The following is a 21,566-nucleotide window of genomic DNA, read 5'->3' as shown; positions in this document are numbered from 1 at the left end:
TCAGGCAGCTACCAGTCGACCATCTTCCAGGCGCAGCACGCGATCCATCTGCCCTGCCAGTTGCGGGTCATGGGTCACCACCAGGAAGGCGGTCTGCGACGAGGAGCTGAGCTCGCGCATCAGGTCCTGGATGCCCTGGGCGGTGTGCTGGTCGAGGTTGCCGGTCGGCTCGTCGAGCAGCACCAGCGCCGGGTTGTTGACCAGGGCGCGGGCGATGGCCACGCGCTGGCGCTCACCACCAGACAGTTCGGCCGGCTTGTGCGACAGGCGATGGCCGAGGCCGACCCGCTCCAGCAGCTGGGTGGCACGCTGGCGTACTTCCGGGATCGGCGTCTTGCCGATCAGCAGCGGCATGCACACGTTCTCCAGCGCGGTGAACTCCGGCAGCAGGTGGTGGAACTGGTAGACGAAGCCCAGCGCACGGTTGCGCAGCAGGCCGCGGGCCTTCTCGTTGAGTGCAGACAGTTCCTCGCCGGCCAGCCAGACGCTGCCGCGGCTCGGCGTATCCAGGCCGCCCAGCATGTTCAGCAGCGTGCTCTTGCCCGAGCCGGAGGTACCGACGATGGCGACGCGCTCACCGGGCAACAGTTCCAGCTCGACATTGGCCAGCACCTCGACGGTCTGCGGGCCTTCCTCGTAGCTCTTGCCCAGGTTGCGGCAACTCAGCACGGACTTGTCACTCATAACGCAAAGCCTCCGCAGGCTGGGTGCGCGCAGCACGCCAGGCCGGGTAAAGGGTGGCAAGGAAACTCAGGACCAGCGCCGCGCCGCAGACCAGCGCCACATCGCTGACCTGCACCTGCGACGGCAGGTAATCGATGAAATACACCTCGGCATTGAGGAACTGGATGCCCAGCAGGCTCTCCAGCCCCTTGATCGCCGCGCTCACGTTCAGCGCCGCGAGCACGCCGAGCACGCCGCCCAGCAGGGTGCCGACCACACCGATCACGGTGCCCTGGACCATGAAGGTGGCCATGATCTGCCGCGGGGTGGCGCCGAGGGTGCGCAGGATGGCGATGTCCGACTTCTTGTCGGTCACCACCATCACCAGGGTGGAAATGATGTTGAAAGCGGCGACCGCGACGATCAGCAGCAGAAGCAGGCCGATCATGGTCTTCTCCATGCGGATGGCCTGGTACAGGTTGCCGTGGGTACGGGTCCAGTCGCGGGCGTAGAAGTCCTGGTCGCGCAGCAGCCCGGCCAGCTCCCAGGCCACCTGCGGCGCCTGGAACAGGTCATGCAGCTTGAGACGGATGCCCTGCACCTCACCCGGCTTCAGGCGCAGTAGGCGGCCAGCGTCCTGCACATGAGCCATCACCACGTGGCCGTCGATCTCGCCGGCGCCGACGTGGAAGATGCCGACCACGGTGAAGCGCTTCATGCGCGGGAACATGCCGGCGGGCGTCACCGCCACCTCGGGCGCGACGAAGGTGACCTTGTCGCCGATCTTCAAGCCAAGCTTCTTCGCCGCCAGGTCACCGATGACCATGCCGAAACCGCCCGCCTCGAGTGAATCGAGAGAGCCCTGATCCTTGAGGAAATAGTCACCAATGATCGACACCTTGCCCTCTTCGGCGGGATCGATGGCGTTGATCAGTACCTTCTGCACCTGGCCGTTGTTGGTCAGCAGCCCCTGCATCTGGGTGAAAGGCGCCACGGCCGCCACCTGCGGGTGGCGCAGCAGCCCTTCACCGATGGTGCGCCAATCCTGGATCGGCGTAGGGCTGTCGAGGGTCGCATGCGGCACCATGCCCAGCACGCGGTCACGCATCTCACGGTCGAAGCCATTCATGACCGACAGCACGACGATCATCACCAGCACGCCGAGGGCGAGGCCGATAATGGAAGTCAGGGAGATGAAGGAGACAAACAGGCTGCGGCGTCGGGCCCGCGTGTAGCGCACGCCGATGAAGAACGGCAGGGGTCTGAACATGAGTGAGGGGTTCGCTGGCGAAAAGAGAGAAACGTCCTTGTGGCGAGGCCTGGCGCGCGGCCTTACACTCAGACCACCACTGCTGCCATGGGTTCGCCATGTCGAATCAAGACGTCGATGATCGCCGCGAATACTATCGTATCGAGGATACGATCGCACTGGATTTCAGCCTGCTCTCCGGAGCCGAGGCGCACGCAAGTGACCCACTGCACGACAATTCGCCGCTGTTCAATTTGCTCAGCGATCTGCACCTGATGGACTTCGAGTCGCAGCACCTGCTGCGCCACATCAGCGAGCGCGACCGCACCCTGGCCAACTACCTGAAGGTGATGAACAAGCGCATCGACCTGCTCGGCCAGGCCGTGGCTCAGAGCCTGCTGCGCGACATCGGCGCACCGCGCAGGGTGTCCATCTCCGAGGGCGGCATCAGCTTCAACAATCCCAAGCCAGTGCCAGCCGGCAGCCACCTGGCGATCAAGATGGTGCTCATGCCCCAGGCCCTGGGCTTGTTGCTGCGCGCCCAGGTCGTGCACTGCCAGCCCCGCGACAATGGCCAGTTCGAGATCGGCACCGAGTTCGAGGCACTGACCGACGCCCAGCGCCAGCTGCTGGCCCGCCATATCCTGCAGAGACAGGCCCTTGAGCGACGCATCGCCAAGGAGCAGCAACGATGAGGCTGCCTTGCGCCCTGCTCTGCGCCCTGTTGCTGGCGCCGCTGGCCCAGGCCGAAACCATCGAGATCCCCATCGGCCAGCAGGGTGAGTCCGTCGCCCACCTGCCACAGAAGGGCGAGTCCAAACGCTCGGTACTGGAGCGCTTCGGCCTGGCCGACGAGGAACATGCACCGGTGGGGCAGCCGCCGATCACCCGCTGGGACTACCGCAGCTTCAGCGTCTACTTCGAATACGACCACGTGATCAACAGCGTGCTGCATCACCAGCAGCACTACCCCATCAAGGATCAACAGTGACCCTCATCTACGGCCACCGCGGCGCCAAGGGCGAAGCACCGGAAAACACCCTCGCCAGCTTCCAGCAATGTCTCGCTCACGGCGTCACCCGCTGCGAGCTGGACCTGCACCTGTCGCGCGACGGCGAGCTGATGGTGATCCACGACCCGACGCTCAAGCGCACCACCGGCCGGCGCGGCAAGGTGGTGGAGCACGAGGCCGCCGAACTGGTCACCCTCGACGCCCGCCTGGGCGGCCCCGGCTGGAAGACGCCCTGCCCCATTCCCAAGCTGGAAGCATTGTTCGAGCAGTGCCCTTTCGAGCATTGGCAACTGGAAGTGAAGAGCGCCTCGCGAGTGCGCGCCGCACGCACCGTGCTGGCCATCCAGGCCCTGGCCGAGCGTTTCGGCATCAAGGACCGCATCACCGTCACCAGCAGCTCGCGCGAAGTGCTGCGCGCCCTGCGCCGCCTGGCACCGGAGCTGTCGCGGGGTCTGGTGGCCGAATACAACTGGCTGGACCCGCTCAAGGTCGCCGCCCACCACGAATGCTCGATGCTCGCGCTGAACTGGACCCTGTGCACCCCGGAACGCCTGCTCAAGGCGCAGAAGGCCGGCCTGCACGTGTCGGTATGGACGGTCAACGAGCCAGCCCTGATGCGCCGCCTGGCCGACTTCGGCGCGGACAGCATCATTACCGACTTCCCCGGGCTGGCGGTCGACACGCTCAAGCGCTGAGCACGCTTCTCGCGGACAAAAGAACGCGGACAAAAAGAAACCGGCCCGAGGGCCGGTTTCTTTTTGCAGCATCGCGCCTGGTCAGAAGCTCTCCCGATTCGGCCAGCGCCAGGTGCGGGAGTCGTTGAGGGGATCCCCGACCGGCTCAGGCCACCGGTCGGAGCCGCTCAAAAAAGCCGGTTGAGACCGTCGAACGCAGCCACCCGATAGGCCTCGGCCATGGTCGGGTAGTTGAAGGTGGTGTTGACGAAGTACTTGATGGTATTCGCCTCGCCCTTCTGGTTCATGATCGCCTGGCCGATGTGCACGATCTCCGAGGCCTGGTAGCCGAAGCAGTGCACGCCGAGGATTTCCAGGGTCTCGCGGTGGAACAGGATCTTCAGCATGCCCACCGGCTCGTGGGAGATCTGCGCACGCGCCATGCCCTTGAAGAAGGCCTTGCCGACCTCGTAGGGAATCTTGGCCTGGGTCAGCTCCTTCTCGTTCTTGCCGATCGAGCTGATCTCCGGAATGGTGTAGATGCCGGTCGGCACGTCGTCGACGAAGCGCCAGCTGTCGTTCTCCACCGCGCTACCGGCGGCCGAGCGGCCCTGGTCGGCGGCGGCACTGGCCAGGCTCGGCCAGCCGATCACATCACCAGCGGCGAAGATGTTCGACACCGAGGTGCGGTACTGCTGGTCGACGTCGATCTGGCCACGACTGTTGACCTTGATACCGATGTTCTCCAGGCCCAGCTTGTCGGTGTTGCCGGTACGGCCGTTGCACCACAGCAGGCAGTCGGCCTTGATCTTCTTGCCTGACTTGAGGTGCAGGATCACGCCGTTGTCCAGACCCTCGATGCGCTCGTACTCCTCGTTGTGACGGATCAGCACGTTGTTGTTGCGCAGGTGGTAGCTGAGGGCGTCGGATATCTCGTCGTCGAGGAAGCTGAGCAGCTGGTCGCGGTTGTCGATCAGGTCGACCAGCACGCCCAGGCCACTGAAGATCGAGGCGTACTCGGAACCGATCACGCCGGCGCCATAGATGATGATCCGGCGCGGGGTGTGGGTCAGGCTGAGGATGGTGTCGCTGTCGTAGATACGCGCGTGGTTGAAGTCCACGTCGGCCGGGCGATAGGGCCGCGAACCGGTGGCGATGATGACCTGCTTGGCCACCAGCTTCTCCACCACACCGCTGGCGCAGACCACTTCCACGGTCTGCTCGTCATGGAAGCTGGCTGTGCCGAAGAACACGTCGACGCGGTTACGTGCGTAATAGCCGGTGCGCGAGGCGACCTGCTTGGAGATCACACGCTCGGCGCTCTTGAGCACGTCCGGGAAGGAGAACCAGCGCGGCTCGCCGATCTGGCGGAACAGCGGATTGGTGTTGTACTGCATGATCTGGCGCACCGAGTGGCGCAGCGCCTTGGACGGGATGGTGCCGAGGTGGGTGCAGTTGCCGCCGACCAGAGGACGGTTGTCGACTACCGCCACCTTGCGCCCGGCCTTGGCCGCGTTCATCGCCGCGCCTTCGCCCGCCGGGCCCGAGCCCAGCACCACCACGTCGTAGTTGTAGACCGCCATGCTTACTCCTCATCGCGCGCCGGGCGCTCCAGCGGCGCCCGGATCGACCGCAGCACCCCATGGCCGCGATCTCGAAATGCTTCACATAGCTTAGCCGTGTGATTTTGCCGCGCACATTAGCGCTTGGTCGCGTCGTAGGCGAGCTTTCTATCCACTACATGGACCCCGGCTCACCGAAGCGCGCGACGAAGGCCGGGCTGGCCCGGGTGACGAAGGACTTGCCGCTGCGCTGAATGAACAGCGCGGCCACGCCCTCGCGCTCGGCATAGGCCATGCCCGACTCCGCCCCCAGCACCATCAACATGGTAGACAGACCGTCGGCGCGCAGCACCGAGGCATCCACCACGCTGACCGAGGCGAGATCGTGCTCCACCGGCCTGCCAGTACGCGGATCGAAGGTATGCGAGTAGCGCTTGCCGCCGACCTCGAAGTAATTGCGATAGTCGCCCGAAGTGGACAGTCCGAGGCCATCCAGCTGCAGCCGCAGCTGCTCCTCGCGGCGGTCGTCACGCGGCGCCTCGATGGCGATGATCCAGGGTGAGCCGTCCGGCTTGCGCCCCACCGCCTTCAGCTCGCCGGTAATCTCCAGCAGGAAGCTGTGCACGCCCAGCTCGACCAGGCGCGCGGCAATGCGATCCACCGCTGCGCCAGCGGCGATGGCATCCAGGTCGAGGCGCACGGCGGCATCCTTGCACAACCGACCATCGGCGATGCGCAGGTGGCGCTGGCCGATCACAGGCATGACCGCGGCTATCTCTTCGTCCGCAGGCAGCCGATGACCACGCGACTGCGCACCGAAGCCCCAGAGGTCCATCAGCGGCTGTACCGTAAGGTCGAAGGCGCCAGTGCTGGCGGTGGACAGCTCGACGCCGAGACGCACCAGTTCCAGCACCGGCTCAGGCATCGGCATGCAGGCACCGGCCGGCAAGCGATTGAAACGCGACAGGTCGGAGTCCGCGCGCCAGGTCGACATCTGCTGATCGACCTCGCTCAGCAACCCTTCCACCTCGCCCTGCAGGCGCTCTTGCGGCGGCACGCCTTCGGTCTGCACATACTTCAACGAGTAATGGCTGCCCATGGCCGGCCCGCCGAACTCTTCGACAGGTGCCTTGCACGCATTCAGAACCACTACAACGAGCAGTAGAGAAACATATTTGACCAACCCAGCACCCCCAGAAATGGCAGTGTGCAGAATGCTAGCGCAGCGAAAAATTGAAGAACTGTACAAACACATCACCTTCTAGCCAGTAGCGCTATCCTGACCACCAGCCACAGCCAGCCCCAACAGGAAAACCATGCAGCCCTTTCGCTCATTCGATGAGTTCTACTCACTCTACATGGAGTCGCACCAGCAACCCTGGAATCGACGGATTCATTTACTAGGCTGGGCTATCGCTGCAGGCATCGTCGTGTGGGCGCTCCTCACTCATCACTATGCAATCCTTGGCCTGGCCCCGGCAGTGGGGCTGCTGGCAATATGGATCGGGCACCGCTGGGTGGAGCCCTCCGACGAGATCGAGTTCAAGCACCCCATCCTTACGGCCCGCGCCAATCTGCGCATGTTTGCCCAGATGTTGTCAGGCAAGCTGCCTTTCTAACCCTGAGAAGACACAATGCAATGGATGCTGGAGTCTTTTGAAACGCTACTCAGCGCCTGGCTACAGGCCAGTCTGCCAGTTGCCCTGCTCGTGGCCATTGGCGTGCACTGCCTTATCTACCTGCTCGGCGGTGGCATCGGGCTGCTGCTGACGGAGAAGATCATGCCCATGCTGGGCATCGGCCGACCACTGGATCAGCGCCCCGCCCAGCCAGGCCAACTGCAGCGAGAAATCCGCAACGGCCTGATCGCCTGCCTGATTCTAGGCCTGGCCTCCCTCAGCTACCGCTGGCTCTGCGTCGGGATCTGGCCCACAAGCTGGCTGCAGGCCGCACTGCAGATCAGCAGTTTCGTCGTGTTCAACAACATCTATTCATACGCGACCCATAGGCTGCTGCACACCCGCGCGCTGTCCCGCTTTCATCGCGTGCATCACCTATCGGTCAGGGTCACCCCCTACTCCAGCTACAGCGTGCACCCCATCGAAGCGATGATCATCGCCGGCACACTGCCGCTGTTCATGCTGCTGATGCCTCTGGGAGTGGGCACGGCACTGGTGCTGCATGCCGTAGGCATGGTCTACACCACCTGCATCCACTGTAATTACGACCTGATGCCCAGCCTCAGTGACCAGCACTGGCTCAAGAAGCTGATCAATCATCCGACCTACCACCGCTTCCATCACACCCTCGGCAACGTGAACTACGGCTTCACCAATCGCCTGCTGGATCTGCTGTTCAAGACCAGCAAAGGGTGACTGGCAAAATAGCGGCCGCTGAAATGCAAAACGGGAGCCTAGGCTCCCGTTCTGTTTACTGCTCTCGCGGATTAGCGCGGGAAGGCCGGCGGGTTGACCCCAGCCATGTCTTCCATCACGCGAACCACCTGGCAGCTGTAGCCGAACTCGTTGTCGTACCACACGTACAGCACGACGCGGTTGTCGTTGGCGATGGTGGCTTCGGCATCGACCACACCGGCGTGGCGCGAGCCGACGAAGTCGGTGGAGACCACTTCCTGCGACTGGACGAAGTCGATCTGCTTCTGCAGGTCCGAGTGCATGGCCATCTGGCGCAGGTACTCGTTGATCTCTTCGCGAGTGGTGGCCTTCTCCAGGTTCAGGTTGAGGATGGCCATGGAGACGTTCGGCGTCGGTACGCGAATGGCGTTGCCGGTCAGCTTGCCTTTCAGGACCGGCAGGGCCTTGGCGGCGGCAGTGGCGGCACCGGTCTCGGTGATCACCATGTTCAGCGGGGCGCTGCGGCCACGGCGATCGCCCTTGTGGAAGTTGTCGATCAGGTTCTGGTCGTTGGTGTACGAGTGAACGGTTTCGACGTGGCCGTTGACGATGCCGTATTGATCATTGATCGCCTTGAGCACCGGCACGATGGCGTTGGTGGTGCAGGAAGCGGCGGAGATGATCTTGTCCTCAGCGGTGATTTCGCTGTGGTTGATGCCGTGCACGATGTTCTTCAGCGCACCCTTGCCCGGTGCGGTCAGGACAACGCGATCGACACCCGGGCAGGCCAGGTGCTGGCCCAGGCCCTCGGCATCACGCCATACGCCGGTGTTGTCGACCAGCAGGGCATTCTTGATGCCGTACTGGGTGTAGTCGACTTCGGTCGGCGACTTGGCATAGATCACCTGGATCAGGTTGCCGTTGGCGGTCAGGGTGTTGTTTTCTTCGTCGATGGTGATGGTGCCATCGAACTTGCCGTGTACCGAGTCGCGACGCAGCAGGCTGGCGCGCTTGACCAGGTCATTGCTGGCGCCCTTGCGTACAACGATGGCGCGCAGACGCAGGCCGTCGCCGCCACCGGTTTTCTCGATCAGGATGCGCGCCAGCAGGCGGCCGATGCGGCCGAAACCGTACAGGACCACGTCGGTGCCTTCGCGGGCAGCGCCGTTCTGCTTGCCAACCACGTCGGCCAGCTCGTCCTTGACGAACTGCTCGACGGCACGGCCATTGCCTTCGGTCTTGAACTTGCTGGCCATCTTGCCCAGGTCCACGGAGGCGGCGCCCAGCTTGAGCTCGCTCATGGCCTTGAGGATCGGGAAGGTATCGTGCACCGACAGCTCGTTGCCTTCGTCAGCCAGGCGGTGACGGGCAAAACGATGGGCTTTGAGGATGTCGATCACCGAACGGTTGATCAGACCACGGCCGTAGATCGAGGTCACCACGCTGTTGTTGCGGTAGAGCTGACCAATCATAGGAATCATCGCTTCTGCGAGGGCTTCACGATCGATCCACTCACCGAGACACTGGTCGGGCTTCTGGGTCACGGGCAATTACCTTCCACATGTAGGGGCTGAAAAAAGGGGCTACATTATGACGGCGCCCACTGCGCTGAGCAATGTGCGCCCGTCGTAACTGACAGTGGATGCCTCGCCTCGTTACAATTGCCGCCTTCTTTTTCGCCTGGGGCCGCGACACCTGTGTCCGTACTGCACTTGCCGAAACTGCCGGGCGCCGCCGGCAAACAGCACTGGGGCAACCTGCCCGGAGCCGCGTTGAGCCTGGCTGTGGCCGAGGCCGCCAGCGCCGCCAAGCGTTTCACCCTGCTGCTGACCGCCGACAGCCAGAGCGCCGAGCGCCTGCAGGAAGAGCTGGCGTTTTTCGCCCCGGACCTGCCGGTGCTGCACTTCCCGGACTGGGAAACCCTGCCCTACGACGTGTTCTCGCCGCATCAGGACATCATTTCCCAGCGTATCGCCACGCTCTACCGCCTGCCGGAGATCAAGCACGGCGTGCTGGTGGTGCCGATCGCCACCGCCCTGCACCGCCTGGCGCCAACCCGTTTCCTGCTCGGCTCCGGCCTGCTGCTGGATGTCGGCCAGAAGCTCGATGTCGAGGAAATGCGTGCACGCCTGGAAGCCGCCGGCTACCGCTGCGTGGATACCGTCTACGAGCATGGTGAGTTCGCCGTGCGCGGCGCGCTGATCGACCTGTTCCCCATGGGCAGCGACACGCCATACCGCATCGACCTGTTCGACGACGAGATCGAGACCCTGCGCACCTTCGACCCGGAAACCCAGCGCTCGGTGGACAAGGTGGAGTCGATCCGCCTGCTGCCGGCCCGCGAGTTCCCGCTGGAGAAGAAGGCCGTCACCGACTTCCGCGGGCGTTTCCGCGAGCGCTTCGACGTCGACTTCCGTCGCTGCCCGATCTACCAGGACCTCGCCTCCGGCATCACCCCAGCCGGCATCGAGTACTACCTGCCGCTGTTCTTCGAGGAAACCGGCACCCTGTTCGACTACCTGCCAGGCGACACCCAGGTGTTCTCCCTGCCAGGCATCGAGCAGGCCGCCGAGCAGTTCTGGACCGACGCACGCAACCGCTACGAGGATCGCCGCGTCGACCCCGAGCGCCCGCTGCTGCCGCCGGCCGACATCTTCCTGCCGGTAGAAGACTGCTTCGCCCGCCTGAAGAACTGGCCGCGCGTGGTGGTCAGCCAGGAAGACGTGGAAGTCGGCGTCGGCCGCGAGCGTTTCGACGCCCGCGCCCTGCCCGACCTGGCGATCCAGGCCAAAGCCAGCGAACCGCTGGCCGCCCTGCGCCGCTTCATCGAGGAATATCCGGGGCGCGTGCTGTTCAGCGCCGAGTCCGCCGGCCGCCGCGAAGTGCTGCTGGAGCTGTTGGCGCGCCTCAAGCTCAAGCCGCGTGAAGTCGCCGACTGGCCCGAGTTCACCGCCAGCAAGGATCGCCTGGCTATCTGCATCGCGCCGCTGGACGAGGGCCTGCTGCTCGACAAGATCGCCTTGGTCGCCGAGAGCCCGCTGTTCGGCCAGCGCGTGATGCAGCGCCGCCGCCGCGAAAAATCACGTGACGGTGGCGACAACGTGATCAAGAACCTCACCGAGCTGCGCGAAGGCGCGCCGGTGGTGCATATCGACCACGGCGTCGGCCGCTACCTGGGCCTGGTGACCATGGAGTTCGACGGCCAGGCCGCCGAATTCCTCGCCCTGATGTACGCCGAGGAAGCCAAGCTCTACGTGCCGGTGGCCAGCCTGCACCTGATCGCCCGCTACACCGGCAGCGACGACGCCCTGGCCCCGCTGCACCGCCTGGGTTCCGAGACCTGGCAGAAGGCCAAGCGCAAGGCCGCCGAGCAGGTGCGCGACGTCGCCGCCGAGCTGCTCGACATCTACGCCCGCCGCGCCGCCCGCGAAGGCTATGCGTTCAAGGACCCGGCCGCCGATTACGCCACCTTCAGCGCCGGCTTCCCCTTCGAGGAGACCCCGGACCAGCAGAACGCCATCGACGCGGTGCGCGAGGACATGCTGGCGGCCAAGCCGATGGATCGTCTGGTGTGCGGCGACGTTGGCTTCGGCAAGACCGAGGTGGCCATGCGTGCCGCCTTCATCGCCGTGCACAGCGGCCGCCAGGTGGCGGTACTGGTACCGACCACCCTGCTCGCCCAGCAGCACTACAACAGCTTCCGCGACCGCTTCGCCGACTGGCCGGTAACGGTCGAGGTGATGAGCCGCTTCAAGTCGACCAAGGAAGTCAACGAGGCCGTGGCCAAGCTGGCCGAGGGCAAGATCGACATCGTCATCGGCACCCACAAGCTGCTGCAGGACGATGTGCGCTTCAAGGACCTGGGCCTGTGCATCATCGACGAGGAACACCGCTTCGGCGTGCGCCAGAAGGAGCAGCTCAAGGCCCTGCGCAGCGAAGTCGACATCCTCACCCTGACCGCCACGCCGATCCCACGCACGCTGAACATGGCAGTGTCGGGCATGCGCGACCTGTCGATCATCGCCACCCCGCCAGCACGCCGGCTGTCGGTGCGCACCTTCGTCATGGAGCAGAACAATCCGACGATCAAGGAAGCCCTGCTGCGCGAACTGCTGCGCGGCGGCCAGGTGTACTACCTGCACAACGACGTGAAGACCATCGAGAAGTGCGCCGCCGACCTGGCCGCACTGGTTCCGGAAGCTCGTATCGGCATCGGCCACGGGCAGATGCACGAGCGCGATCTGGAACGGGTGATGAGCGACTTCTACCACAAGCGCTTCAACGTGCTGGTGGCCTCGACCATCATCGAGACTGGCATCGACGTGCCGAGCGCCAATACCATCCTCATCGAGCGCGCCGACAAGTTCGGCCTGGCCCAGCTGCACCAGCTGCGCGGCCGCGTCGGTCGTAGCCACCACCAGGCCTACGCCTACCTGCTCACGCCGCCACGCAAGGGCATGACCGAGGATGCGCAGAAGCGCCTAGAAGCCATCGCCAATGCCCAGGACCTGGGTGCCGGCTTCGTCCTGGCCACCCACGACCTGGAGATCCGTGGCGCCGGCGAGCTGCTCGGCGACGGCCAGAGCGGGCAGATCCAGGCGGTCGGCTTCACCCTCTACATGGAAATGCTCGAACGCGCAGTGAAGGCCATCCGCAAGGGCGAGCAACCGAACCTGGAGCAGCCGCTGGGCGGCGGCGCCGAGATCAACCTGCGGGTGCCGGCGCTGATCCCCGACGACTACCTGCCGGACGTGCACAGCCGCCTGATCCTCTACAAGCGCATCGCCTCGGCCGCCGACGAGGACGGCCTGAAGGAGCTGCAGGTGGAGATGATCGACCGCTTCGGCCTGCTGCCGGAGGCGAGCAAGAACCTGATGCGCTTGACCCTGCTCAAGCTGCAGGCGGAGAAGCTCGGCATCAAGAAGGTCGACGCCGGCCCACAGGGCGGGCGCATCGAGTTCGCCGCCGATACCTGCGTCGACCCGCTGGTACTGATCAAGCTGATCCAGAGCCAACCGAACCGCTACAAGTTCGAAGGCGCCACCCTGTTCAAATTCCAGGTGCCGATGGAGCGCCCGGAAGAACGTTTCAATACCCTGGAGGCGCTGCTGGAGCGCCTCGCCCCGTAATCCGCCTAAAGGACTGACCCATGCGCGCGTTTCGCCCCCTCTTCCTGCTGCTCTGCCTGATGGCTCCGCAGGCCTTCGCCGACGGCGTGTTCCAGATCGAACTCATCGTCTTCCGCCAGGGCGGCGAAGCGCTGTCTTCCAGCCAACCGGCACCGGACGACTGGGCCGTGGGCGCCACGCCCATCGCCGGCAACGAACGCGGCACCGCGCTGGACGGCGAGGCCGCCAAGCTCAATCCGGGCAACGGCTATGAAGTGCTGCTGCACAAGGCCTGGGCGCAGAACCTGAGCGCCGTGCAGGACAAGGCCGCGCTCAGCACCGGTAACGAGCAGTTCGGCCACTTCCCGGTCGAGGGCGTGGTGACCCTGAGCGAACAGCAGCGCCTGGTCGACCTGCAGGCGGATTTCTGGATCAACCGCTTCGACAACGACGGCCTGCTCACCGGCAGCGAGCGCGTACGGCAGAAGACCCGCCTCAAGCTGGGCGAACTGACCTACCTGGACAACGGCGGCCTGGGCGTACTGGTGAAAGTCACCCAGCCCTGATTCCGCCGATCCACAAAAAAGCCCCGCACTGCGGGGCTTTTTCGTTTGCGCTCAGGTCAGGCGCCGAGCACACGCTCCAGCACGGCGCGCACCTTGCCAATGCCGCGCTCCAGCTCCGCCTCGATCTCGGCCATGGTGATGATGCCGTTGGTCTTGCCGGCCGCCGGGTTCACCACCAGCGCCAGGCAGGCGTAGGGCAATTCCAGCTCGCGAGCCAGGGCCGCCTCGGGCATGCCGGTCATGCCGACGATATCGCAACCATCTCGTTCCATGCGGGTGATCTCCGCCGCCGTTTCCAGCCGCGGCCCCTGGGTAGCACCGTACACACCATGGATGCTGTGCGGATAGCCCAGCGCCTGCAGCGCGGCGATCAAGCGGCCACGCAGCTCTTCGTCGTAGGGGAAGCTGAAATCGATGTGGGTGACATGCTCGAGTTCGCCGTCGAAGAAGGTATGCGCCCTGCCCCAGGTGTAATCGACGATCTGATGCGCCACACACAGGTGGCCACTGCCCATGGCCGCATGGATGCCGCCTACCGCGTTGACCGCGAAGATCGCCTCGGCCCCGGCCTGCTTCAGCGCCCACAGGTTGGCGCGGTAGTTCACCTGGTGCGGCGGGATGCGGTGCGGGTGGCCATGACGAGCGAGGAATAGCACCTCATGGCCGGCATACTCGCCGCGCAGCACGGCGGCCGAGGGCGCGCCGTAAGGCGTGTCGATGTTCTGCGCCTGCTTGAGGGTCAGGCCGTCGAGCTGAGTCAGACCGGTGCCGCCGATGATGGCGTAGGTAGTCATGTTGGTGCCCCGTCAGTCGATCAACTGCGCCGCACGCAGGGCGGCGACGGCCTGCAGCCAACGCGGCTGCTCGCGATAGTCGGTACGGGCGAAGCCGCGGCCACGCATGCGCGCCAGGCCCTTGGGCGGCTGCACCTTGAGACGCTGCAACGCGCCGAGGGCCAGTTCGGCCGAGGCGCGGTCATTGCACACCAGGCCCATGTCGCAGCCAGCATTCAGCGCCGCCTCGATACGACTGGCGGCATCGCCGACCACATGAGCACCGGCCATGGACAGGTCATCGCTGAAGATCACGCCATCGAAACCCAGCTCACCACGCAGGATCTCCTGCAACCAACGCCGCGAGAAACCGGCCGGGCCGGCGTCGACCTGTGGGTAGATGACGTGCGCCGGCATCACCGCGGCCAGCTGCTTGCTCAGGCGCTGGAACGGGACCAGGTCCTTGGCGCGGATCTCGTCCAGGCTGCGCTCGTCCACGGGGATGGCCACGTGCGAGTCTGCCTCGGCCCAGCCGTGACCGGGGAAGTGCTTGCCAGTGGCGGCCATGCCCGCTGCATCCATGCCACGGATGAAGGCGCCGGCCAGGCGAGTCGCCAGCTCGGCGTCGCCCTCGAAGCTGCGGCTGCCGACCACGGCGCTGCGTTGGTGATCCAGGTCCAGCACCGGGGCGAAGCTGAGGTCCAGGCCCACGGCCAGCACCTCGGCGGCCATCAACCAGCCGCAGTGCTCGGCCAGTTGCTCGGCGTTATCGTTGTCAGCCAGGGCACGCATCGCCGGCAGGCGCACGAAGCCGTTGCGCAGGCGCTGCACGCGGCCGCCTTCCTGGTCCACCGCCAGCAGCAGATCCGGGCGCACGGCGCGGATGGAGGCGCACAGCTCACGCACCTGGCGCGGGTCTTCGATATTACGGGCGAACAGGATGAGGCCGCCCACCTCGGGCTGGCGCAGAATCCGGCGGTCCTCGGCGGTCAGCCAGGTGCCTTGGATGTCCAGCATCAGGGAACCAAACAGGGTCGTCACAGAAGCGTCCTTAAGCGAGATCGGCCGTGGCCCACTGCGGGCACGGCGCCTCGTCGATCATTACCGCGCAATACGGCGGTACACGGGGAAAGAGGTCTAGCAGGTCGGCGTTGCGCAGGCGCACGCAACCATGGGACAGCGGCACGCCCATTGGCTGGGTGTCCGGCGTGCCATGCAGGTAGACGTAGCGGCGGAAGGTGTCGACCTGTCCCAGGCGATTGACGCCAAGCTCGCAGCCGCTGAGCCAGAGGATACGGGTGAGGATCCAGTCGCGGTCGGGGAACTGCGCATCGAGCGCCGCGGACCAGACTTCGCCGGTCCAGCGCCGCCCGCGCAGTACCGCACCGAGCGGCAGGCCATCACCGATCTTCGCCCGCACCATATGCTGGCCACGCGGCGTGCAGTTGGAACCGCTCTGTTCGCCAGCACCATTCAATGCAGTAGATACCGACAGGCGTACCGCCAGCTGCCCGTCGGCGAAACCGTACAGGCACTGGTCGGCAATGGAGATATGCAGGAGATCGAGCGGGCGCATGGGCCGCTAGCTTAGCCCATCGCCCCGCTCGGGCACAGCATCAGACGGCCTTGGCGGCGACCTGAACCTTGCTGCGCGGCTTGAACTGGGCAGTGGCCAGCGCCTCGTCGCTCACACCACTCTCGGCACGCATGCCGGCGGCGAGGAACGGCACCATCAGACGCATGACCTGCTCGATGGAGGTATCCACGCCGAAATCGTTCTCCGCCATGCCACGCAATGCCTTGATACCGGACATGCTGAACGCCGCAGCGCCGAGCATGAAGTGCACGCGCCAGAAGATCTCCAGCGGCGGCAGCTTGGGTGCAACTTCGTTGAGCAGCAACATGTAGCGGCGGAAGACCTTGCCGTACACCTCTTCCAGATACTTGCGCAGGTGCCCCTGGCTCTGACTGAAGGCCAGGCCGAGCAAACGCATGAAGATGGACAGATCGTTGCCACTGCGCGGCTTCACCGCCAGCGCCTGCTCTACCAGCATCTCCAGCAGCTCTTCCAGGCTGGGCTTGGCATCCGGCTTGGCCTGACGGCGATCGAGCTCGCGCTCGAGGCTGATGCAGAACGGCCCGAGGAAACGCGAGAACACCGCCTGGATCAGCGCTTTCTTGGAGCCGAAATGATAATTGACGGCCGCCAGGTTGACCCCGGCCTTGCTGGTGATCAGCCGCAGCGAAGTCTCGGCAAAGCCCTTCTCCGCAAACAGCTGCTCGGCAGCATCCAAAATGCGCTCAACGGTTTCTGATTGAGCCATGACTTCCTCGCCTGACAAACACTTGTTTGAAACATACGTTTCAGAATATTGCCCTGTCAAGTCTGGCAGGACCAATCATGGCCGGCCGGTCACGCATTTAACCATAGGCGAACCAGGCAGAAGCCTGAGCCGCCACGCCGAACGGTAGAAATGGCCATTTCGCCCTAGGAAGAAAAGAGGTGTTGCCAGCGGGGAATCACTGTATATAATCACAGCAACTGTATAAACAGACAGACCACCAGCATGCTCAAACTGACGCCGCGACAATCCGAAATCCTCGCCTTCATCAAACGCTGCCTGGAAGACAACGGTTATCCGCCGACTCGTGCCGAGATCGCCCAGGAACTGGGCTTCAAATCGCCCAATGCAGCCGAGGAGCACCTCAAAGCACTGGCCCGCAAGGGCGCCATCGAAATGACTCCTGGTGCCTCCCGTGGCATTCGCATTCCCGGCTTCGAGCCGGCTGCCAATGAAGAAGAAGGCCTGCCGGTGATCGGCCGAGTCGCCGCCGGCGCTCCCATCCTCGCCCAACAGAACGTCGAGGACTCCTGCAAGATCAACCCGGAGTTCTTCCGCCCCAAGGCCGACTATCTGCTGCGAGTACGCGGCATGAGCATGAAGGACATCGGCATTCTCGATGGCGACCTGCTTGCCGTGCACACCACCCGCGAAGTGCGTAACGGCCAGATCGTGGTGGCGCGTATCGACGATGAAGTCACCGTCAAACGCTTCCAACGCACTGGCAACAAGGTCCTGCTGATCGCCGAAAACCCGGAATTCGCCCCCATCGAGGTGAATCTGGAAGAGCAGGATCTGGTAATCGAAGGCCTGAGTGTCGGCGTGATCCGCCGCTAAGCATCAAGGAGAGCTTCATGCAGTTCCCGCAGTCGCTGAATCGCTCGCAACTCCCGCTGTTTGAAGCCTTCCTTGGCACCGCCTTGCCATTGCTCGGCGATGAATCCCCTGCGCCCTGGCTGGACGAGCCGGAACCTTTCAGCGAGCTGCGCCTGTCCGGCTCTCCGGGCAACTGTCGCCACCTGCTTGGTCCCGTGCTGCGCGAGCTCAGCCGCAATCAGGATGCCCGCTGGCTAACCCTGATTGCACCGCCCGCCTCCATCACCAACGCATGGCTGCGCAGCCTTGGCCTGAATCTGGACCGACTGCTCCTGCTGCAGCCACGCGCCGGCCAGGATGCTCTGGAACTGGCACGGGAAGCCCTGCGCCTGGGAAGAAGCCATACGGTAGTGAGCTGGATCGGTCTACAGCCCAGTCAGCGCGCAAGCCTGAGCAGCGCCGCACGCCTGGGCAGCGCACAAAGCCTGAATATTCGACTGGATTAAGACTTGCGATACGGGGCGTATCAGCGCCCCACATGGCAGCCCATTGCAGGCTCCCATCAATCAGTGCAGCACGCGCGGCTGCTCATCCTGCTCCATCTCGCCCTCGGCCAAGCGACCAGCCATCTGCACACCGACATTGAGCATGGCCTTGGCCACCTCGACATGGTGCCCCTGCAGGAAGGCCTTGGCATCCGCCGAGAAGTCCAAGGTCACCAGTACTTCCTCATCCTCGGCACGACGCAGAATGATTCGCCCGTCAGGCAGTTCGACGATTTCGAGGAAGGAAGTGGACATGATGGATAGGTCTCCTAGCAGGCAGCCAGTGTAACAGCCATGGCGTTCGCGCCCTAGCCTGGCTAACCAATCAGCACTCGCTGAGCGACTCGCGGTAACGCAATACCAGTTGCTTGAGTTGCTGACGCCAGCTCTCCAGCTCCGCGTACTGCAGAGGCTGCGGCTCCTCCTCGACACTGACTGCACTGATCAGCGGCAGAGTAGGATCAACCTTGGCGGCCTTAGGCGCCTGCGGTGGCTGGAATAGCTGCGCATGGGCTGCCAACAGTTGCGCCAGCCAGCTCTCCGACTGCTGAGCAATTTCCATCAACTCGGCCAGTTCGGGAGTCGGCGACGCCTGCAGTACCGCCTGATTGAGCAGCAGCTCGACCCGCGGCGCGCCCGCTTCCGCCAGCTTGTAGTAGCCGGCGACCTCGTGACACAGGCCCAGCACCGCGCCATAGAGATGGAACAGTACCGCCTCGCGCTCGGATTGCATCAACGCCTGGGCATTCATCGCCTCACCAGCCTCCGCCTTGCGCAGGCTCTCCAGAGCCAGGCCGGCGAAGAAGATCTTCTGGTTGGTGCGGGTATAGAGTTCTTGGGCCATGACAATGCCTCGCAGCCGCTTGCAGATTACTGAGGGAGGACGCCGCACCTCATAGCCGAGGTGCGGCCTGCGCAATCAGCGCTTGTCTTCTACCTTCCACTTGCCGCCATCGAAGAAGGCGCGCCAGCCGGTGGGCTTGCCGTCCACCTCGCTCTGCACATACTGCTCCTTGGTCTTGCGGCTGAAGCGGATCACCGCTGGGCGGCCTTCCGGATCTTTCTTCGGCGCTTCCAGCAAGAAGTGGTACTTGGGATCGATCTCGTCCTTGTGCGGGATCAGCTCCAGCACCAGCGGCGCGCGGGTCTCGCGGTTCTTGGGGAAGCCGCTGGCGGCCAGGAACAGGCCCGAGGCGCCATCACGCAGTACGTAGGTGTCATCGACCTTCTCGCACTTGAGCTCCGGCATCTTCACCGCATCCATCTTGGGCGGCGCGGCCTCACCGCTCTTCAGCAGTTTGCGAGTGTTCTTGCACGCAGGATTGGTACAACCGAAGAACTTGCCGAAGCGGCCGGTCTTCAGCTGCATCTCGCTGCCGCACTTGTCGCACTCCAGGCTCGGACCTTCATAACCCTTGATGCGATACTGGCCCTGCTCGATCTCGTAGCCCGCGCAATCCGGGTTGTTGCCACAGATATGCAGCTTGCGGGTTTCGTCCAGCAGGTAGGCGTCCATCGCCGTGCTGCAGATCGGGCAACGATGCTTGTTGCGCAGTACGCGGGACTCGGACTCACCCTCGTCGTCCGCGGCGATCTCGTCGCCCGGGATCAGGTTGAGGGTGGCCTTGCAGCGCTCCTTCGGCGGCAGCGCATAGCCGGAGCAACCGAGGAACACACCGGTGGACGCAGTACGGATCATCATGTGTCGGCCGCAATCGCGGCAGGCGATGTCGGTAGGTGTCGGCTGGTTGGCACGCATGCCCTTGTCCGCCACCTCGGCCACTTCCAGCTTCTTCTTGAAGTCACCGTAGAATTCGTCGAGCAGGTGCTTCCAGTCACGCTCGCCCTGAGCCACGTCGTCTAGGCGCTCTTCCATGGCGGCGGTGAAGCCGTAGTCCATCAGGTTGGAGAAACTCTCGTCGAGGCGCTCGGTGACGATGTCGCCCATCTTCTCGGCGTAGAAACGGCGGTTGTGTACGGTGACGTATCCGCGCTCCTGGATGGTCGAGATGATCGCCGCATAGGTGGACGGACGGCCTATACCACGCTTTTCCAGCTCCTTGACCAGGCTGGCCTCGGAGAAGCGCGCCGGCGGCTTGGTGAAGTGCTGGCTGGGGTCGAGCTGCAGCAGCTTGAGCGCTTCACCCTCTTTCATCTCCGGCAGCACATCATCCTCGCCCGGCTTGCTCTGTTGCGGCAGCACGCGGGTGTAACCGTCGAACTTGAGGATGCGGCCCTTGGCTCGCAGCTCGAACTCGCTGGCCTTGACGCTAACGCTGGTGGACAGGTATTCGGCCGGCGGCATCTGGCAGGCCACGAACTGGCGCCAGATCAACTCGTACAGGCGCTCCGCGTCGCGCTCCATGCCGGACAGCTGGGTCGGGCGCAGATTGACGTCGGACGGGCGGATCGCCTCGTGCGCCTCCTGGGCACCCTCCTTGCTCGAATAGGAGTTCGGCTTGGCCGGCAGGTACTTCTTGCCGAACTCGCTGTCGATGAAGCCGCGCACCATGTCGATGGCGTCGGCCGACAGGTTGGTCGAGTCGGTACGCATATAGGTGATGTAGCCAGCCTCGTAGAGACGCTGGGCCATCATCATGGTCTTCTTCACACCGAAGCCGAGGCGGTTGCTCGCCGCCTGCTGCAGTGTGGAGGTAATGAACGGCGCGGAAGGCTTGCTCGAGGTCGGTTTGTCCTCGCGCTTGACCACGCTGTAGCTCGACGCCTTGAGCTTGGCCAGGGCAGCCATGGCCTGGGCTTCATTGAGCGGCTTGAAGGCCTCGCCGTTCTCGCGGGTGACCTCGAAGCGCACCTTGTCGCCCTTGGCGCTGCCTAGGTCGGCATGCACTTCCCAGTACTCTTCCGGAACGAAGGCACGGATTTCCTTCTCGCGCGCCACCACCAGCTTCACCGCTACCGACTGCACACGGCCGGCGGACAGGCCGCGGGCGATCTTGGCCCACAGCAGCGGCGAGACCATGTAGCCCACCACGCGATCAAGGAAGCGGCGCGCCTGCTGCGCGTTGACGCGATTGATGTCCAGCTCGCCCGGCTGGGAGAAGGCCTCCTGGATGGCCTTCTTGGTGATTTCGTTGAACACCACGCGCTTGTAGCGGCTGTCATCGCCACCGATAGCCTCGCGCAGGTGCCAGGCGATGGCCTCCCCTTCACGGTCCAAGTCGGTTGCGAGATAGATGGTGTCGGCATCCTTGGCCAGGCGGCGCAGTTCCTCGATCACCTTCTCCTTACCGGGAAGGATCTCGTACTTGGCCTTCCAGCCGTGCTCGGGGTCGACACCCATGCGCGAGAACAGCTGGCGCTTGGCTTTCTCCTTCGGCGACAGGGCAGGCGCCTCGGCGGCCGCAGCCTTGCCGCGCTTGGCCGGCTCCTTGTTGGCGCTGGCGGAACCGCTGGTGGGCAGGTCACGAATATGGCCGATGCTCGACTTCACCACGAACTGGTTGCCCAGGTACTTGTTGATGGTCTTGGCCTTGGCCGGGGATTCCACGATGACCAGCGATTTGCCCATGGATTGGAGAATTCCTGAAAACAAAAAAGGAAGAATAAGAGGCGGGAGCCTATCAAGGCACCGCTATATATAGTGGCTGTCGAGTCGCGGTCAAGCGCGATTCCCGGCAGCGTCCTGTCCGATCACTGCCGGTTCGGCCTCGATCAGAGCAAAGCGTGGGACCGTCTCGCCGTCCAGTTCGACCGTGCCGCAGAACATCTCCAGCGGTCGCACCCACAGGCCGAAATCACCGTAGAGCGCCTGATAGACCACTACCCACCCCTCGGTTTCCGAGTGACGCGCGGCGCCGAATACACGGTACTGCGGGCCCTTGTAATGACGGTAGAGACCGGGTTGCAGTTGCATGAAATTTCTCCTGAAAAACAAAAACCGG

General features: G+C 64.2%; 22 protein-coding genes. 9 read left to right on the top strand and 13 right to left on the bottom strand.

Translation table 11 applies throughout. The features are described 5' to 3' along the window. Both lolD and PTT45_RS10740 read right to left on the bottom strand, forming a co-directional pair. The gene (lolD, locus tag PTT45_RS10745; protein ID WP_273813247.1) at positions 1 to 684 is read right to left on the bottom strand and encodes a lipoprotein-releasing ABC transporter ATP-binding protein LolD; all 684 of its coding nucleotides are present in this window, start codon (positions 682 to 684) and stop codon (positions 1 to 3) included. After that, positions 677 to 1,933, bottom strand: a complete 1,257-nt coding sequence (locus PTT45_RS10740) for a lipoprotein-releasing ABC transporter permease subunit (RefSeq protein WP_273813246.1) — start codon at positions 1,931 to 1,933, stop codon at positions 677 to 679. Before PTT45_RS10740 ends, lolD begins: the two co-directional genes overlap by 8 nt. Positions 1,934 to 2,031: 98 nt before the next feature. Here PTT45_RS10740 and PTT45_RS10735 point away from each other — a divergent pair, with 98 nt between their 5' ends. Genes PTT45_RS10735 through PTT45_RS10725 form a run of 3 tightly spaced genes read left to right on the top strand, consistent with a single transcriptional unit; the run spans position 2,032 to position 3,619 of the window. Continuing rightward, complete coding sequence (locus PTT45_RS10735) at positions 2,032 to 2,607, top strand: PilZ domain-containing protein (RefSeq protein ID WP_273813245.1); 576 nt, start codon at positions 2,032 to 2,034, stop codon at positions 2,605 to 2,607. Further along, on the top strand, positions 2,604 to 2,903 hold the full coding sequence (locus PTT45_RS10730) for a phosphodiesterase (RefSeq protein WP_273813244.1): 300 nt from the start codon (positions 2,604 to 2,606) through the stop codon (positions 2,901 to 2,903). Before PTT45_RS10735 ends, PTT45_RS10730 begins: the two co-directional genes overlap by 4 nt. Next, positions 2,900 to 3,619: a glycerophosphodiester phosphodiesterase gene (locus PTT45_RS10725; protein ID WP_273813243.1), complete on the top strand. Its 720-nt coding sequence runs from the start codon at positions 2,900 to 2,902 to the stop codon at positions 3,617 to 3,619. The genes PTT45_RS10730 and PTT45_RS10725 overlap by 4 nt, the downstream gene beginning before the upstream one ends. 167 nt (positions 3,620 to 3,786) lie before the next feature. Here PTT45_RS10725 and sthA read toward each other — a convergent pair whose 3' ends face one another. Together sthA and PTT45_RS10715 are read right to left on the bottom strand one after the other, a co-directional pair. Beyond that, positions 3,787 to 5,181, bottom strand: a complete 1,395-nt coding sequence (sthA, locus tag PTT45_RS10720; protein WP_273813242.1) for a Si-specific NAD(P)(+) transhydrogenase — start codon at positions 5,179 to 5,181, stop codon at positions 3,787 to 3,789. Between the two features lie 154 nt (positions 5,182 to 5,335). Further along, entirely contained in the window at positions 5,336 to 6,259 is a 924-nt protein-coding gene (locus PTT45_RS10715; RefSeq protein ID WP_443218174.1) for an FAD:protein FMN transferase, read from the bottom strand. Between the two features lie 217 nt (positions 6,260 to 6,476). Here PTT45_RS10715 and PTT45_RS10710 point away from each other — a divergent pair, with 217 nt between their 5' ends. Further along, on the top strand, positions 6,477 to 6,779 hold the full coding sequence (locus tag PTT45_RS10710) for a DUF962 domain-containing protein (RefSeq protein WP_273813240.1): 303 nt from the start codon (positions 6,477 to 6,479) through the stop codon (positions 6,777 to 6,779). Positions 6,780 to 6,794: 15 nt separating this feature from the next. Beyond that, complete coding sequence (locus tag PTT45_RS10705; RefSeq protein ID WP_273813239.1) at positions 6,795 to 7,535, top strand: sterol desaturase family protein; 741 nt, start codon at positions 6,795 to 6,797, stop codon at positions 7,533 to 7,535. A gap of 71 nt (positions 7,536 to 7,606) precedes the next feature. Here PTT45_RS10705 and PTT45_RS10700 read toward each other — a convergent pair whose 3' ends face one another. Next, entirely contained in the window at positions 7,607 to 9,058 is a 1,452-nt protein-coding gene (locus tag PTT45_RS10700; protein ID WP_273813238.1) for a glyceraldehyde-3-phosphate dehydrogenase, read from the bottom strand. 153 nt (positions 9,059 to 9,211) lie between these two features. On the opposite strand from PTT45_RS10700, the gene mfd reads away from it, so the two are divergent. Both mfd and PTT45_RS10690 read left to right on the top strand, forming a co-directional pair. Then, a complete protein-coding gene (gene mfd, locus PTT45_RS10695) occupies positions 9,212 to 12,643 on the top strand; it encodes a transcription-repair coupling factor (protein WP_273813237.1) in 3,432 nt (1,143 codons plus the stop codon). 20 nt (positions 12,644 to 12,663) lie between these two features. Then, entirely contained in the window at positions 12,664 to 13,188 is a 525-nt protein-coding gene (locus PTT45_RS10690) for a CsiV family protein (RefSeq protein WP_273813236.1), read from the top strand. A 56-nt stretch (positions 13,189 to 13,244) separates the two neighbouring features. Here PTT45_RS10690 and PTT45_RS10685 read toward each other — a convergent pair whose 3' ends face one another. From PTT45_RS10685 to PTT45_RS10670, 4 genes are read right to left on the bottom strand one after another with little or no spacing between them, the layout of a single operon-like run. Beyond that, positions 13,245 to 13,982 carry an S-methyl-5'-thioinosine phosphorylase gene (locus tag PTT45_RS10685; protein WP_273813235.1) on the bottom strand — a complete coding sequence of 246 codons (738 nt, stop codon included), beginning with the start codon at positions 13,980 to 13,982 and terminating at the stop codon, positions 13,245 to 13,247. Between the two features lie 12 nt (positions 13,983 to 13,994). Further along, entirely contained in the window at positions 13,995 to 14,993 is a 999-nt protein-coding gene (gene nagZ / locus PTT45_RS10680) for a beta-N-acetylhexosaminidase (protein WP_273813307.1), read from the bottom strand. A gap of 19 nt (positions 14,994 to 15,012) precedes the next feature. Further along, a complete protein-coding gene (locus PTT45_RS10675; RefSeq protein WP_273813234.1) occupies positions 15,013 to 15,537 on the bottom strand; it encodes a L,D-transpeptidase family protein in 525 nt (174 codons plus the stop codon). A 40-nt stretch (positions 15,538 to 15,577) separates the two neighbouring features. Then, positions 15,578 to 16,285, bottom strand: a complete 708-nt coding sequence (locus PTT45_RS10670) for a TetR/AcrR family transcriptional regulator (RefSeq protein WP_273813233.1) — start codon at positions 16,283 to 16,285, stop codon at positions 15,578 to 15,580. A gap of 243 nt (positions 16,286 to 16,528) precedes the next feature. Between PTT45_RS10670 and lexA the strand changes: the two genes are divergently transcribed. Next, on the top strand, positions 16,529 to 17,140 hold the full coding sequence (lexA, locus tag PTT45_RS10665; protein WP_273813232.1) for a transcriptional repressor LexA: 612 nt from the start codon (positions 16,529 to 16,531) through the stop codon (positions 17,138 to 17,140). Positions 17,141 to 17,157: 17 nt separating this feature from the next. Next, a complete protein-coding gene (gene sulA, locus PTT45_RS10660; protein ID WP_273813231.1) occupies positions 17,158 to 17,625 on the top strand; it encodes an SOS-induced cell division inhibitor SulA in 468 nt (155 codons plus the stop codon). Positions 17,626 to 17,685: 60 nt separating this feature from the next. Here the strand turns inward: sulA and PTT45_RS10655 are convergent, their stop codons facing one another. The 4 genes from PTT45_RS10655 to PTT45_RS10640 form a co-directional block, all read right to left on the bottom strand. Further along, positions 17,686 to 17,919, bottom strand: a complete 234-nt coding sequence (locus PTT45_RS10655) for a hypothetical protein (RefSeq protein ID WP_192317222.1) — start codon at positions 17,917 to 17,919, stop codon at positions 17,686 to 17,688. A gap of 70 nt (positions 17,920 to 17,989) precedes the next feature. Continuing rightward, the gene (locus PTT45_RS10650; RefSeq protein WP_273813230.1) at positions 17,990 to 18,508 is read right to left on the bottom strand and encodes a DUF6586 family protein; all 519 of its coding nucleotides are present in this window, start codon (positions 18,506 to 18,508) and stop codon (positions 17,990 to 17,992) included. A gap of 75 nt (positions 18,509 to 18,583) precedes the next feature. Then, the gene (topA, locus tag PTT45_RS10645) at positions 18,584 to 21,193 is read right to left on the bottom strand and encodes a type I DNA topoisomerase (protein ID WP_273813229.1); all 2,610 of its coding nucleotides are present in this window, start codon (positions 21,191 to 21,193) and stop codon (positions 18,584 to 18,586) included. A gap of 90 nt (positions 21,194 to 21,283) precedes the next feature. After that, a complete protein-coding gene (locus PTT45_RS10640) occupies positions 21,284 to 21,538 on the bottom strand; it encodes a DUF1653 domain-containing protein (protein WP_273813228.1) in 255 nt (84 codons plus the stop codon). Positions 21,539 to 21,566 lie beyond the last annotated feature (28 nt).

The sequence above is a fragment of the Pseudomonas sp. Gutcm_11s genome (assembly GCF_028649395.1).
GTDB lineage: Bacteria > Pseudomonadota > Gammaproteobacteria > Pseudomonadales > Pseudomonadaceae > Aquipseudomonas.
Note: the sequence above shows the minus strand (reverse complement) of the source record. Positions and strands in the feature narration are given on the sequence as shown.